The organism is Pseudomonas batumici (assembly GCF_036585405.1).
Lineage (GTDB): Bacteria > Pseudomonadota > Gammaproteobacteria > Pseudomonadales > Pseudomonadaceae > Aquipseudomonas > Aquipseudomonas batumici.
The window spans coordinates 4,984,124-4,998,337 of sequence record NZ_CP144470.1; the positions used below are offsets into that span (position 1 = coordinate 4,984,124).

Sequence of the window (14,214 nt, forward strand, 5' to 3'; positions counted from 1 at the left end):
GTCATGCACGGCCAATCCCCTATCAAGCGTCGCGAATCCCGTAAAATCTGGGTCGGTTCGGTACCCGTAGGCGGCGATGCACCGATCTCGGTGCAGAGCATGACCAACAGCGACACCAACGACGTCGCGGCCACCGTGGCGCAGATCAATCGCCTGGAAGCCGCGGGCGTCGATATCGTTCGGGTTTCCGTACCGGACATGGACGCCGCCGAGGCCTTCGGTCGCATCAAGCAGTTGGTCAAGGTGCCGCTGGTCGCCGATATTCATTTCGACTACCGGATCGCCCTGCGTGTAGCCGAACTGGGTGTCGACTGCCTGCGCATCAACCCGGGCAACATCGGTCGCGAAGACCGTGTGCGCGCGGTGGTCGATGCCGCCCGTGATCGCGGTATTCCGATCCGCATCGGCGTCAACGCCGGCTCCCTGGAAAAAGACCTGCAGAAAAAGTACGGCGAGCCCACGCCGGCGGCCCTGGTCGAGTCGGCCCTGCGCCATGTCGAACACCTGGAGCGCCTGAACTTCAAGGACTTCAAGGTCAGCGTAAAGGCCTCCGACGTGTTCATGGCGGTAGAAGCCTACCGCCTGCTGGCCAAGGAAATCGTCCAGCCGCTGCACCTGGGGATCACCGAAGCCGGTGGTTTGCGTTCAGGCACGGTGAAATCCGCCGTCGGCCTCGGTATGCTGCTGGCCGAAGGGATTGGCGATACTATTCGCATCTCGTTGGCGGCCGACCCGGTCGAGGAAGTGAAAGTCGGCTACGACATCCTCAAGTCCCTGCACCTGCGTTCCCGTGGCATCAACTTCATCGCCTGCCCGAGCTGCTCGCGGCAGAACTTCGATGTGGTCAAGACCATGAACGAGCTGGAAGGGCGCCTGGAAGATCTGCTGGTGCCGCTGGATGTGGCGGTGATCGGTTGTGTGGTCAACGGTCCGGGTGAGGCCAAGGAAGCCCATGTCGGCCTGACCGGTGGTACGCCGAACCTGATCTACATCGACGGCAAGCCGTCGCAGAAACTGACGAATGACAACCTGGTGGATGAGCTGGAAAAGCTGATCCGGCAGAAGGCGGCCGAAAAGGTCGAAGCCGACGCGGCGTTGATTGCCCGCGGCTGATCAAAGAATTTAAGGATATTTTGTGAGCAAGTCTTTGCAAGCCATTCGGGGCATGAACGACATCCTGCCCGAGCAGACGCCCCTGTGGCGCTATTTCGAGGACACCGTCGCGCGCCTGCTGGATAACTACGGTTACAAGCAGATCCGCATGCCGATCGTCGAGTTCACCGAGCTGTTCAAGCGCTCCATCGGTGAAGTGACCGACATCGTCGAAAAAGAGATGTACACCTTTGAGGACCGCAACGGCGATTCGCTGACCCTGCGTCCGGAAGGCACTGCGGCCTGCGTGCGCGCTGTGCTGGAGCACGGCATCACCGGTGCCGGCCAGCCGCAGAAGCTCTGGTATGTCGGCCCGATGTTCCGTCACGAGCGTCCGCAGAAAGGCCGTTATCGCCAGTTCCACCAGATCGGTTGCGAAGTCTTCAATATCGACGGTCCCGACATCGATGCCGAGCTGATCGTGCTGACCTGGCGCTTGTGGGGCCTGCTGGGCATCCGCAACGCGGTCAAGCTCGAACTCAACAGCCTGGGCACCAGCGAGTCCCGTGGGCGTTATCGCGAGGCCCTGGTGGAGTTCCTCAGTGCGCGTCTCGAGCACCTGGACGAAGACAGCCAGCGCCGCCTGAAGACCAACCCGCTGCGCGTGCTCGACACCAAGAACCCTGAGACCCAGGCCGTGCTGGTGGATGCGCCGAAACTCGCCGACTACCTCGACGAAGAGTCGCGCGTGCACTTCGACGGCCTCAAGGCCCGTCTCGATGCCGCCGGTATCCCGTACGTGATCAATCCCAAGCTGGTGCGCGGGCTGGATTACTACAGCAAGACCGTTTTCGAATGGGTCACCGACCAGTTGGGCGCCCAGGGCACGGTCTGTGCCGGTGGTCGCTACGACGGCCTGGTGGAGCAGATGGGCGGCAAGCCGACCCCGGGCGTGGGCTTTGCCATGGGCATCGAGCGGCTGATCCTGCTGCTGGAAACCCTGGAGCAGGTGCCGGAAGAAATTTCCCGTCAGGTCGATGTCTACCTGTGCGCCTTCGGCGAGGCCGCGGAGCTCGCGGCCCTGGCCCTGAGCGAGAAGGTCCGTGACCAGTTGCCGAACCTGCGCCTGCAGGTCAACGCCGGTGCCGGCAGCTTCAAGAGCCAGTTCAAGAAAGCTGACAAGAGTGGTGCGCTGTACGCCTTGATTCTCGGTGACGACGAATTGGCCCAGCAAGTGGTAGGTTTCAAACCCCTGCGTGGCCAGGGCGAGCAACAAAGCATTGCCTGGGAGGCTCTTTCCGAGCACTTGGCCACCTGCGTCGTGCAGGGTTGAAGCTGTAAAACAGCCGATTTAGAGAATAAGGAGTATTGGGGTGTCGAGTAGCGAAGAAGATCACTTGGCGGAGTTGAAGGAATGGTGGCAGCGTAACGGCAAACCCCTGGTCACCGGCGGCTTGCTGGCCCTGGTCGTGGTGTTCGGCTGGCAGGCCTGGCACAAGTACCAGAGCAACCAGGCGCAAGGCGCCTCGATGCTCTATCAGCAACTGCTGGAAGCCTCGCTGACGCCGGACGGCAAGCCTGACCCTGCGCGCGTGGCCGACCTGGCCAGCAAGCTCAATACCGACTTTGCCGGGAGTGCCTATGCACAGTACGGCAGCCTGTTCGTGGCGAAAGTCGCCGTCGATACCGGCAAGCTGGACGACGCCGCCCGTGAGCTGAAAGCCGTTACCGACAAACCGGCCAACGCCACCCTGGGTGAAGTCGCGCGTCAGCGCCTGGCCCAGGTACTGGCGGCACAGAACAAGGTCGACGAGGCACTGAAACTGCTCGACGGCGATGCTGACAAGGCGTTCCTGGCCAGTCGTGAAGAGCTCAAGGGGGACCTGCTGGTTCAACTGGGTCGGACCGATGAAGCCCATGCCGCGTACCAAAAGGCCAAGGCGGCGCTGTCTGATGAAGCGGCGGTCGGTGGCTTACAAATCAAGCTGGACGACCTGGCCAAAGGGGATGCGTGACGTGATCCGTTGGAAACATGCAGCATTGCTGGCTCTGGCCATTCTGGCCGCGGGTTGCAGCAGCAACAGCAAGAAAGAACTGCCGCCGGCGGAGCTGACTTCCTTCAAGGAGGAAGTGGTTCTGAAGAAGGAGTGGAGCCGTTCCATCGGCGACGGCCAGGGCAAGATCTACAACATGCTGGTGCCGGCGATTGACGGCGATACCATCTACGCGGCCGATGACACTGGCATCGTGATCGCCATGGACCGCATGAACGGCGACGTTAAGTGGAAGAAGGATCTTGAGCTGCCGGTTTCCGGTGCGGTCGGTGTCGGCTACGGCCTGGTGCTGATGGGCACCCTCAAGGGCGAAGTGATTGCCCTGGATGCCAGCAGCGGCGAACAGAAATGGCGTGCCCAGGTGACCAGCGAAGTGCTGGCGCCGCCGGCCACCAACGGTGACGTGGTGGTCGTGCAGACCCAGGACGACCGTGTGATTGGCCTGGATGCCGACACCGGTCACCAGCGCTGGTTGTATGACAGCACCCCGGCGGTCCTGACGTTGCGCGGCACCGGTGCGCCGTTGGTGACCAACCGCCTCGCGGTGGCGGGTCTGTCCACTGGTAAAGTGGTCGCCCTGGACACCCACAATGGCGTGCCTGCGTGGGAAACCCGCGTGGCTATTCCGCAAGGGCGTTCGGAGTTGGAGCGGGTGGTCGACATCGACGGCGGCCTGCTGTTGTCCGGCGGCAACCTGTATGTCGCCAGCTACCAGGGCCGGATGGCGGCACTGGAGCTGGAAAGCGGTCGGGTGCTCTGGCAGCGTGATGCTTCCAGCTACTCGGGTGTTGCCCAGGGTTTCGGCAGTGTCTATGTCGCCTTGGCGTCCGGCACCGTCGAAGGCGTCGACGAACGTTCGACCACGGCGCTCTGGAGCAACGACAGCCTGGCTCGCCGCCAGTTGACGGCACCGGAAGTGTTCTCCAGCTACGTCGCAGTGGGCGACTTCGAAGGCTACCTGCACCTGCTGAGCCAGGTGGACGGTCGCTTCGTCGGTCGCGAGCGCATCGACAGCGACGGCCTGCGTGCCCGTCCGCTGGTGGTGGGTGACATGATTTACGTGTATGGCAACAGCGGCAAACTGGAAGCCCTGACCATCAAGTAAAGGTTTGACTATGCTTGGGGGTATCCCCAAGCGGCCTTGCCCCGGCAAGGTTTGCGGCACCTCCCGGTGCTGCCCCGAGCACCAGCCGCTGCCTTGCAGCGGCTTTTGTATTTTCCGAAATAACGAAGTGGAGAGCCGCATGGTTCCCGTAATCGCCCTGGTGGGCCGACCGAACGTCGGTAAATCCACCTTGTTCAACCGCCTGACCAGGACCCGTGACGCCATTGTCGGCGACTTGTCCGGTCTGACCCGTGATCGCCAATACGGTGAGGCAAAGTGGCAAGGGCGCACCTATATCCTGATCGACACCGGCGGTATTTCCGGCGACGAGCATGGCATGGACGAAAAGATGGCCGAGCAGTCGCTGCTGGCCATTGAAGAAGCCGATGTCGTGCTGTTCCTGGTAGATGCCAAGGCCGGTTTCACTGCCGCTGACCAGATGATCGGCGAGCACCTGCGCAAACGTAACAAGCGCTCCTACGTGGTTGCCAACAAGGTCGACAACATCGACCCGGACATGGCCCGCGCCGAATTCAGCCCGATGGGCCTGGGCGACGCGATCCCGATCGCCGGCGCCCACGGTCGCGGTATCACCCAGATGCTGGAAATCGCCCTGAGCGACTTCCCGAAGGACGACGAGGAAGCACCGGAAGACGGTGAAGCCGAAGACGTCGCCGAAGGTGAAGAAGCCAAGCGCATTCCCGGACCGAGCGAGAAGGATGGCATCAAGATCGCCATCATCGGTCGTCCGAACGTCGGCAAGTCGACACTGGTTAACCGCATGCTCGGTGAAGACCGGGTGATCGTCTATGACCAGCCCGGCACCACCCGCGACAGTATCTACATCCCGTTCGAGCGCAACGAGGAAAAGTACACGCTGATCGACACCGCCGGTGTGCGCAAGCGCGGCAAGATCCACGAGGAAGTCGAAAAGTTCTCCGTGGTGAAAACCCTGCAGGCGATCAAGGACGCCAACGTGGTGATCTTCGTCATGGACGCCCGCGAAGGGGTGGTCGACCACGACCTCAACCTGCTCGGGTTTGCCCTGGAGTCCGGTCGCGCACTGGTGATCGCGCTGAACAAATGGGACGGCATGACCCCGGGCGAGCGTGATTTCGTCAAGGTCGAGCTGGAGCGCCGGTTGTTCTTCGTCGACTTCGCCGACATCCACTTCATCTCGGCCTTGCACGGCACGGGCGTGGGCAACCTGTACCAGTCGGTGCAGAACTCCTTCAAGTCGGCGGTGACCCGCTGGCCGACCAGCCGCCTGACCCAGATCCTCGAAGATGCGGTGAGCGAGCACGCGCCGCCGATGGTCAACAGCCGTCGGATCAAGCTGCGCTATGCGCACCTGGGTGGGGCCAACCCGCCGCTGATCGTGATCCACGGCAACCAGGTGGAGAAGGTGCCGAAGTCGTATGTCCGCTACCTGGAAAACACCTACCGCCGCGTGCTGAAGCTGGTGGGTACGCCGATCCGCATCGAGTTCAAGGGCGGCGAGAACCCGTACGAAGGCAACAAGACCGCGCTGACCGACCGCCAGGTCAACAAGAAGCGCCGGATGATGTCGCACCACAAGAAGGCCGACAAAAAGCGTCGCGACAAGAAACGCTGATTCAGGTCATGGAAACGGGCGCTGCGGCGCCCTTTTTCATGCCTGCCGTTTACGTTATCCTCGAGCCCCCCGTGCCCCGTAGAGCCGGGTGTTCAGCAGGGAAAACGACCCCATGATCACCAGCAAATTGCCGAATGTCGGCACCACCATCTTTACCCGCATGTCTGCGCTCGCGGTGGAAACCGGCGCGCTGAACCTGTCCCAGGGGTTCCCGGATTTCGAGGGGCCACAGGCCCTGCGCGATGCCGTTGGCCGGCACGTCAACAACGGCCACAACCAGTATGCTCCCATGACCGGGTTGCCGGCCCTGCGCCAGCAGGTGGCGACGAAAATCTCCCGCAGCTACGGCGTGCATGTGAACGCCGATGCCGAGATCACCATCACCCCCGGCGCGACCCAGGCGATCTTCTGTGCGATCCAGGCGGTGATCCACCCTGGCGACGAGGTGATTGTCTTCGACCCCTGCTATGACAGCTACGAACCGGCGGTGGAATTGGCCGGTGGGCGTTGCGTGCATGTGCAGCTCGGGCTGGATGACTTTTCCATCGACTGGCAGAAGCTCACCGATGCGCTGAGTCCGCGCACCCGCATGATCATCCTCAACAGCCCGCACAACCCCAGCGGTGCGCTGATCACCCATGCCGAGCTGGACCAGTTGGCGACACTGATCGCCGACCGTGATCTCTACCTGGTCAGCGACGAAGTCTACGAGCATCTGGTGTTCGACGGCGTGCACCATGCCAGCGTACTGGCCCACGAGGCGCTGTATCAGCGTGCCTTCGTGATCAGCTCGTTCGGCAAGACCTACCACGTCACCGGCTGGAAAACCGGCTATGTGGTGGCGCCGCCGGCCCTCACCGCCGAACTGCGCAAGGTCCACCAGTACGTCAGCTTCTGCGGCGTGACGCCGTTGCAGTATGCGTTGGCCGATTTCATGGCCATGCGTCCCGAGCATGTCGAGGAACTGCCGGCGTTCTATCAGGAAAAGCGCGACCTGTTCTGCGACCTGCTTGGCGAGTCGCGTTTCAGCTTCACCCGGGCGGCGGGGACCTACTTCCAGTTGGTGGACTACTCGCAGATCCGTCCGGACCTGAACGACGTCGACATGGCGGTGTGGATGACCCGTGAACATGGCGTGGCGAGCATTCCGGTGTCGGTGTTTTACCAGAATCCACCCAAGGGGCAGCGCCTGGTGCGCCTGTGTTTTGCCAAGCGCGAGGAGACGCTGCGTACCGCGGCGGAAAAACTATGCGTGATTTGAGTACCCTGCCGGACCTGAAGGTCGCGTTGGTGCAGACCACCCTGGCCTGGCATGACCGCCAGTCCAACCTGGAGCATTTCGAAGGGCTGCTGGAGCAGGCCGTGGGGGCTGACCTGGTGATCCTGCCGGAGATGTTTACCACCGGATTCTCCATGGAGTCGCAGACCCTCGCCGAAGCTGAAAACGGCCCCACCAGCCACTGGCTGCGCGAGCAGGCGAAGAAGCTCGATGCGGTGATCACCGGCAGTGTGATCATTCGTGCCGCCGATGGCAGCTATCGCAACCGTTTGTTGTGGGCGCGGCCGGATGGCGAGGTGCTGCACTACGACAAGCGTCATCTGTTCCGCATGGCTGGCGAGCATAAGCATTACACCGCGGGCGAACGCCAGATGCGGTTCGAGCTCAAGGGCTGGCGGGTACGGCCATTGATCTGCTACGACCTGCGTTTCCCGGTGTGGAGCCGCGATGCCCAGGACACCGACCTGCTGCTGTACACCGCCAACTGGCCAGGCGCGCGGCGGCTGCACTGGAATCGGCTGTTACCGGCACGGGCGATTGAAAACCTGTGCTATGTGGCGGCGGTGAATCGGGTAGGTACCGATGGCAAGGGTTTCGCCTATACCGGCGACAGCCAGGTGCTGGATTTCCAGGGCGAGTCGCTGTTGGGGGCAGGGGAGGCCGATGGCGTGTTCCAGGTCACCTTGAGCGCTGCGGAGCTGGCGGCCTATCGGACGCGGTTCCCGGCGCACCTGGATGCGGACAGCTTCGAGCTGCATCAGTGACACCGCGTTATCGTTCATCGCCGGCTTGCCGGCGATGACGGACTCAAAGACGCAAAAAAGGCCCCGGGGTTCACACCACCGGGGCCTCTTCATTTCAACCGACGCTTACGCCGCCTGGGTGGTATCCACCTGGCTCAGCGAGCGGTTCAGCGCACTGAACAGGGCCTTGAAGCTGGCGGTGGTGATGTTCTCATCGATCCCCACGCCGTGCACCGCACGTTCGCCGTTGACCCGCAGCTCGATATAGGCCGCCGCCTTGGCGTTGGTCCCGGCACCGATGGCGTGTTCGTTGTAGTCCATGATCTCCACCGGCAGCGGCAGACCGGCCACCAGCGCTTCCAGGGCGCCGTTGCCCTTGCCGCGCCAGTGCAGGTTGGTCTCGCCCTGGCCCTTGCTCGCCACTTCCACTTCCACGGCGCTGTGGCCGTTTTCTTCCTGCAGGCGATGGCTGACCAGCGCATACGGGGTGTTGGCCTGCAGGTACTCGCTGTGCAGCAGGGCATGGATCTGTTGCGCCGTCATTTCCAGGCCCAGGCGGTCGGTTTCACGTTGCACCACCTGGCTGAACTCGATCTGCATGCGACGCGGCAGGCTGATGCCGTATTCCTGCTCCAGCAGGTAGGCGATGCCGCCTTTGCCCGACTGACTGTTGACGCGGATCACCGCCTCGTAGCTGCGACCGATATCGGCCGGGTCGATCGGCAGGTACGGCACTTCCCACAGGGCGTCGTCTTTCTGCTGGGCGAAACCCTTGCGGATCGCGTCCTGGTGGGAGCCGGAGAACGCGGTGTGCACCAGGTCGCCGACATACGGATGGCGTGGGTGCACCTGGATCTGGTTGCACTCCTCGACCACCTTGCGCACGCCGTCGATGTCGGAGAAGTCCAACTCGGGGTCCAGACCCTGGGTGTACATGTTCAGGGCCACGGTGACCAGGTCGACGTTGCCGGTACGCTCGCCGTTGCCGAACAGGCAGCCTTCGACACGGTCGGCACCGGCCATCAGGCCCAGCTCGGTGGCGGCAACGCCGGTACCACGGTCGTTGTGGGTGTGCAGGCTGATGATCACGCTGTCACGACGGTTGATATGGCGACCGAACCACTCGATCTGGTCGGCGTAGACGTTCGGTGTAGCGCACTCGACCGTCGCCGGCAGGTTGAGGATCACCTTGTGCTCGGGCGTCGGGTTCCAGACGTCGATGACCGCGTCGCAGACTTCCTTGGCGAACTCCAGCTCCGTGGCGCTGAAGGTCTCTGGCGAGTACTCGAACGTCCACTGGGTTTCCGGCTGCTGGGCGGCATATTTGACGAACAGCTTGGCAGCGTTGACCGCGATGGCCTTGATCCCGTCCTTGTCCTGGTTGAAGACAATCCGGCGGAAGGACGGCGAGGTGGCGTTGTACAGGTGGACGATGGCTTTCTTCGCCCCACGCAGCGATTCGAAAGTGCGTGCGATCAGGTCTTCACGGCCCTGGGTCAGCACCTGGATGGTGGTGTCCTCGGGGATGTGGTTGTCTTCGATCAGGGTACGCACGAAGTCGAAGTCGGTTTGCGAAGCGGCCGGGAAGGAGGCTTCGATTTCCTTCACGCCGACGCTGACCAGGGTTTTCCAGAAACGCAGTTTCTTCACCGCGTCCATCGGCTCGATCAGCGACTGGTTGCCGTCGCGCAGGTCGGAGCTGCACCAGATCGGCGCGGTGGTGATGGCTTTCGACGGCCAGGTACGATCCGGGAGATCGATGGTCGGGAACGCGCGGTATTTCGAAGACGGGTCTTTGAGCATGCTCATGGGAAATTCCTTGGGTTCAGGGCCGAAAAAAGGCGGCCAGCCGGTGAAGCGTTATCAGGGAGAAAACCGGGGGCGAGGTCGTGCGATTCAGCCCGACAGTCGTGCGCTGACGAGGCAGAGGCTGCGATGCTGACGTCGCTGAATGAGGGTGTGAGAGGTTTTCATGTCTTCAACCCTAACCACTGGGGTGAAAGATGGCAAGCCTGTGGGAAAAATTGAGAGGAATACTCGGAAAATAAACTTTTCCGAGATTTTATTCTGCTGGACTGGCTGAAAGTCTAGAACAATTGCGCACTATTTTGGACCTGCGCAATCTTTGCCGGGGGCTGCGGTGTCCCGGGAGTCAGGGTTGGAATGCGCCGATGAAGATCGCCGGATCGACCCGTGCGTCATTGAGGCTGACGTTCCAGTGCATATGCGGCCCGGTGGCGCGGCCGGTGGAGCCGACCTTGCCCACCACTGCACCGCGTGCCAGGGATTGACCCACCTGAACGTCGATCTTCGACATATGGCAGAACATGCTGATAAAGCCCTGGCCGTGGTCGACGAACACCGTGTTGCCATTGAAGAAGTAATTGCCGATCAGAATCACCTTGCCCGCCGCCGGGGTCTTGATCGGGGTTCCCGCCGGCACCGCGAAGTCCAGCCCGGCGTGGGGGTTGCGTTCCTCGCCGTTGAAGAAGCGGCGCACGCCGAAGCGGCTCGACAGCGGGCCGTTGACCGGCTTGTCCAGCAACAGGTTGCTCGGCGTACCGGGGCTGAAGCTGCGATAGGCGCGAATCTGCACCGCCAGTTCGTCATCGATGCGCTTGAGATCGGCCGGGTTCGGGTTGACCTGCCGGGTGTTCTTCAAGGTGATGTGCTGTTCCGGGTACTTCTTGCTGCCGACGCTGAAACTCAGGTTGCGCCCTGCCGAGCTGATCTGCTGGCTGCCCGGTTTCACGCTCAGGGGAATGCCGACAATCGCCAGCCAGTTGTTCTGTTCCTTGACCACCAGTACCGGCTTGCCCTGGTAGCTGGCCTTGGGCGCCTGGGCGTTCGGGCCGAGATCGACCACGGCCACGCCGCCGGGCACCGGCTTGTTCAGCAGGCGGGTGAGATAACTGTCGGCGTGAGCGTTGAAAGCGAGGCCCAGCAACAGCAGGGCAGCAAGAAAACGGGGCATGCTCGGATCCCTTGAAAGTCAGTCCAGTAGCGAAAGGGTGACAGGCGTCAGGTGATTGTCCTCGACTCGCACCTGCAATTCGCCCTCGGCGAGTTTCGCCTTCAGGCGTTGGCCGGTGTGGGTCTGTTCGGCGTTGCGGATGGCCTGGCCGCGCTCGTCCAGCAGAATGCTGTAGCCACGACCCAGGGTGGCCAGGGGACTGACCACATGCAGCGTCTGCACCTGGCTTTGCAGCTGCAGGCGCCGGGCTTTCAGCCCCTCGCGCATGGCTCGGGGCAGGCGTTCGGACAGGCTCTCCAGGCGCTGGCGCAACAGCGCCAGTTGACGCCCCGGATGCTGCCCGGCGAGACGGGTTTCCAGGCGCAGCAGTTTTTCCCGGCGGCTATTGAGCTGGCGCTCGAAGGCCCGGCGCATGCGCATGTCCAGGTCGTCCAGGCGCTGGGCCTGCTGGCGCAGGCGTTCGCCGGGGTGGCGCAGGCGCCGGGCCAGGCCGTCGAGGCGCAGGCGGTCGCGCATCAGGCGGTCGCGGATGCGCATCACCAGGCGCCGGTGCAGGCTCTCGACCCGGCGTTGCAGGTCGCTGGAGTCCGGGGCCAGCAGCTCCGCGGCGGCGGACGGAGTCGGCGCGCGGACGTCGGCGACAAAGTCGCTGATGGACACATCGGTTTCATGGCCGACGGCACTGACGATCGGTGTGACGCAGGCATCCACCGCCCGGGCCACGGCTTCTTCGTTGAAGCACCAGAGGTCTTCCAGCGAACCGCCGCCACGGGCCAGGATCAGCGCGTCGAAGCCCTTGGCATCGGCGATTTTCAGGGCCCGGACGATCTGTGCAATGGCTTCGCGGCCCTGGACGGCAGTGGGGATCAGCGTCAGTTCCACCTGCGGTGCACGGCGGCGGAAGACGCTGATGATGTCGCGGATCACCGCGCCGGTGGGCGAACTGATAATGCCGATGCGTTGCGGGTGGGCGGGCAGCGGGACCTTGCGTTCGGCGCTGAACAGGCCTTCGGCGCCGAGTTTTTCCTTCAGGGCCTCGAAGGCCAGGCGCAGGGCGCCATCGCCGGCCGGTTCCACGGTATCGAGGATCAGTTGATAGTCGCCGCGGCCTTCGAACAGCGAGACCTTGCCGCGCACCTTGACCGCCAGGCCGTCCTTCAGCGCCTGGCGCACGCGGGCGGCGTTCTGGCGGAACAGGGCGCAGCGCACCTGGGCGCCGCTGTCCTTGAGGGTGAAATAGATATGGCCGGACGCCGGGCGGGCGAGGTTGGAGATCTCGCCTTCGACCCAGATATTGCTGAACACATCTTCGAGCAACACCCGCGCGCGGCCGTTGAGCTGGGTGACAGTGAGGACTTCGCGGTCGAGGCCCAGGCGTGAAAAGGGATCTTTAATCATGGGCGGCATGATAAAGGCATTTGCTTGCCAATCTCCATGACTGTGCACATTCACCGTGTGGGAGCCGGCTTGCCGGCGATGGTGTCCGAATGGACGCTGCAAGGCTTGCTGGCCTCATCGCCGGCAAGCCGGCTCCTACACAGGTTGTGGTGTTTTCAGGGGCGCTGCAGGTCTTCGCGAAACCGCTCGACGAACTGCGCCACCAGCGGCGTGGGCGCCTGGCGGCAGGCCAGGGCCAGGGTGCTCTGGCAATCCGGGTCCTTGAGCGGCAGGAAATGGATGTTCGTCGGGGCGATGTCCTGCATCGATTCGGGCAGCAGCGCGATGCCGAATCCGGCCTGGATCAACTGCAACTGGGTGGTCTTGCGCGACACCACCCGCGCCGCCCGGGGAAAGAAGCCCTGGCGCATGCACAGCTCGGCCGAGAGATAACTCAAGCCGCCGCGCTGCGGATGCGGAATGGAAATAAAGGCTTCGTCCTTCAGCCCCGCCAGGTCGATGCCCTCGGTCGAGCCCGCCAGCGGATGATTCGGCGGCACCGCCAGCAGCAGGCGCTCGCTGAACAGCGGCAGGATCTGCACGCCCTCGCGTTGACGCAACACCGGCAGGCGCAGCAGGCCGATATCCAGCCGCCCCTCGGCCAGTTCTTCGAGCTGGGCTTCGGAGGACAGCTTGACGATATCCATCGACGCCCCGGGACTCTGCTCCAGATAATGACTGATCGCCCGTAGCAATCGACCGCTCATCGGCACCGTGCTGGAATGACTCAGGCGCAAGGTCCCCAGTTGCCCGTTGCCCACCTGGGTCGCCAGCGTGCTGGCCTTGTTCAGCTCGCTCAGCAGATTCCTGGCCCGGGGATAAAAAGCTTCGCCGGCCGCGGTCAGTCTCGGCTGGCGCGCTGTGCGTTCGAACAAGGGGGTCTGCAAATGCCTTTCCAGTTCCTTGATTTGCCGGCTCAAGGCCGATTGGGCGATAAACAGGCGTTCGGCGGCGGCGCTGAAGCTGCCGGATTCGGCGATCTCGACGAAGTAGCGCAGTTGGCGGGTGGAAATCACGAGTCATGCCTTTTCGAGATGAGTAACGGGCTTTGAATATATTAGTCGCAAGGCTCGGCACTGGCTAAAGTCAATCGAACCCATTGTGGAAGTGTGCTTCATGAGTCTTGTTGCCCTATTGAACCAGTGGCCGTTCAGCGCCACCGATTGGCTGGTGGTGGAGCTGGGCGTCGCCCTGGCCTATATCGTGTTCGGCGTGGCGGGTTTCGGCACGGCGCTGGTGGCGGGGCCGATCCTGATCCTGTTCATGCCGCTGTCGAAGATCGTGCCCTTGCTGGTGCTGCTGGATTTTGTCGCGGCCTTTGGCAATCTGCTGCCTTCGCGCAAGGACGTCGTCAGGCCCGAGTTGCTACGGTTGCTGCCGTGCATGGCGGTGGGCTGCACCCTGGGGGTGATCTTCCTGTTGAACCTCAAGGCCGACATCCTGTTGCTGCTGATGGGCCTGTTCATCAGTGCCTATGCGGTCTACAGCCTGTTGGTGAAGGTACGACCGGCGCAGCTGGCGGCGGGGTGGTCGGTGCCCATGGGCACGGTAGGCGGGATGTTTGGCGCGCTGTTTGGCAGCGGCGGCTTTTTATATGCGATCTACCTCAACAGCCGGTTGCCCAAGGATGCGGCCCGGGCGACGCAAAGTGCGCTGATCAGTTGCAGCACGGTGGTGCGTCTTTCGCTGTTCGTGATCGCCGGTGTCTATGCCGAGCTACCCTTATTGATGCTGGCGGTGTGTTTACTGCCGGCGATGGCGTCGGGTTTGTGGGTGGGGCGGCGGCTGACGGCGAAGTTGTCGCGTGAAGCGTTCGTCCGCCTGGTGACCTGGCTGGTGCTGGCCAGCGGCATAGCCTTGATCACGCGGTACTTGAGCACTTGACCTGAGGGCATCAGGGATTAAGCTGCCGGCC

12 protein-coding genes are annotated in these 14,214 nt (G+C 62.9%); 8 read left to right on the plus strand and 4 right to left on the minus strand.

Translation table 11 applies throughout. The features are described from left to right. Positions 1 to 3: 3 nt before the first annotated feature. From ispG to NUH87_RS22740, 7 genes are all read left to right on the plus strand, one after another. Positions 4 to 1,113 (plus strand): flavodoxin-dependent (E)-4-hydroxy-3-methylbut-2-enyl-diphosphate synthase, encoded by a 1,110-nt coding sequence (gene ispG / locus NUH87_RS22710; RefSeq protein ID WP_040070612.1) that lies wholly within the window; start codon positions 4 to 6, stop codon positions 1,111 to 1,113. A gap of 22 nt (positions 1,114 to 1,135) precedes the next feature. Continuing rightward, a complete protein-coding gene (hisS, locus tag NUH87_RS22715; protein ID WP_338522762.1) occupies positions 1,136 to 2,425 on the plus strand; it encodes a histidine--tRNA ligase in 1,290 nt (429 codons plus the stop codon). Positions 2,426 to 2,465: 40 nt separating this feature from the next. After that, positions 2,466 to 3,107: a tetratricopeptide repeat protein gene (locus NUH87_RS22720; protein ID WP_040070610.1), complete on the plus strand. Its 642-nt coding sequence runs from the start codon at positions 2,466 to 2,468 to the stop codon at positions 3,105 to 3,107. Beyond that, positions 3,100 to 4,251 carry an outer membrane protein assembly factor BamB gene (bamB, locus tag NUH87_RS22725; RefSeq protein WP_338522763.1) on the plus strand — a complete coding sequence of 384 codons (1,152 nt, stop codon included), beginning with the start codon at positions 3,100 to 3,102 and terminating at the stop codon, positions 4,249 to 4,251. Before NUH87_RS22720 ends, bamB begins: the two co-directional genes overlap by 8 nt. A gap of 139 nt (positions 4,252 to 4,390) precedes the next feature. Beyond that, positions 4,391 to 5,866 carry a ribosome biogenesis GTPase Der gene (der, locus tag NUH87_RS22730; protein ID WP_338522764.1) on the plus strand — a complete coding sequence of 492 codons (1,476 nt, stop codon included), beginning with the start codon at positions 4,391 to 4,393 and terminating at the stop codon, positions 5,864 to 5,866. Positions 5,867 to 5,978: 112 nt separating this feature from the next. After that, the gene (locus NUH87_RS22735; RefSeq protein ID WP_338522765.1) at positions 5,979 to 7,127 is read left to right on the plus strand and encodes a pyridoxal phosphate-dependent aminotransferase; all 1,149 of its coding nucleotides are present in this window, start codon (positions 5,979 to 5,981) and stop codon (positions 7,125 to 7,127) included. Further along, the gene (locus NUH87_RS22740; protein ID WP_338522766.1) at positions 7,115 to 7,909 is read left to right on the plus strand and encodes an amidohydrolase; all 795 of its coding nucleotides are present in this window, start codon (positions 7,115 to 7,117) and stop codon (positions 7,907 to 7,909) included. The genes NUH87_RS22735 and NUH87_RS22740 overlap by 13 nt, the downstream gene beginning before the upstream one ends. 105 nt (positions 7,910 to 8,014) lie before the next feature. Here the strand turns inward: NUH87_RS22740 and leuA are convergent, their stop codons facing one another. The 4 genes from leuA to NUH87_RS22760 all read right to left on the minus strand — a co-directional run bounded on the left by leuA (position 8,015) and on the right by NUH87_RS22760 (position 13,315). Next, the gene (gene leuA, locus NUH87_RS22745) at positions 8,015 to 9,697 is read right to left on the minus strand and encodes a 2-isopropylmalate synthase (protein WP_040070603.1); all 1,683 of its coding nucleotides are present in this window, start codon (positions 9,695 to 9,697) and stop codon (positions 8,015 to 8,017) included. Positions 9,698 to 10,040: 343 nt separating this feature from the next. Then, complete coding sequence (locus NUH87_RS22750; RefSeq protein ID WP_338522767.1) at positions 10,041 to 10,862, minus strand: peptidoglycan DD-metalloendopeptidase family protein; 822 nt, start codon at positions 10,860 to 10,862, stop codon at positions 10,041 to 10,043. Between the two features lie 18 nt (positions 10,863 to 10,880). Then, complete coding sequence (gene xseA / locus NUH87_RS22755; protein ID WP_338522768.1) at positions 10,881 to 12,260, minus strand: exodeoxyribonuclease VII large subunit; 1,380 nt, start codon at positions 12,258 to 12,260, stop codon at positions 10,881 to 10,883. A 155-nt stretch (positions 12,261 to 12,415) separates the two neighbouring features. Further along, a complete protein-coding gene (locus NUH87_RS22760; RefSeq protein ID WP_338522769.1) occupies positions 12,416 to 13,315 on the minus strand; it encodes a LysR family transcriptional regulator in 900 nt (299 codons plus the stop codon). Positions 13,316 to 13,415: 100 nt separating this feature from the next. Between NUH87_RS22760 and NUH87_RS22765 the strand changes: the two genes are divergently transcribed. Continuing rightward, a complete protein-coding gene (locus tag NUH87_RS22765; protein WP_338522770.1) occupies positions 13,416 to 14,183 on the plus strand; it encodes a sulfite exporter TauE/SafE family protein in 768 nt (255 codons plus the stop codon). The last annotated feature ends 31 nt before the right edge of the window (positions 14,184 to 14,214 follow it).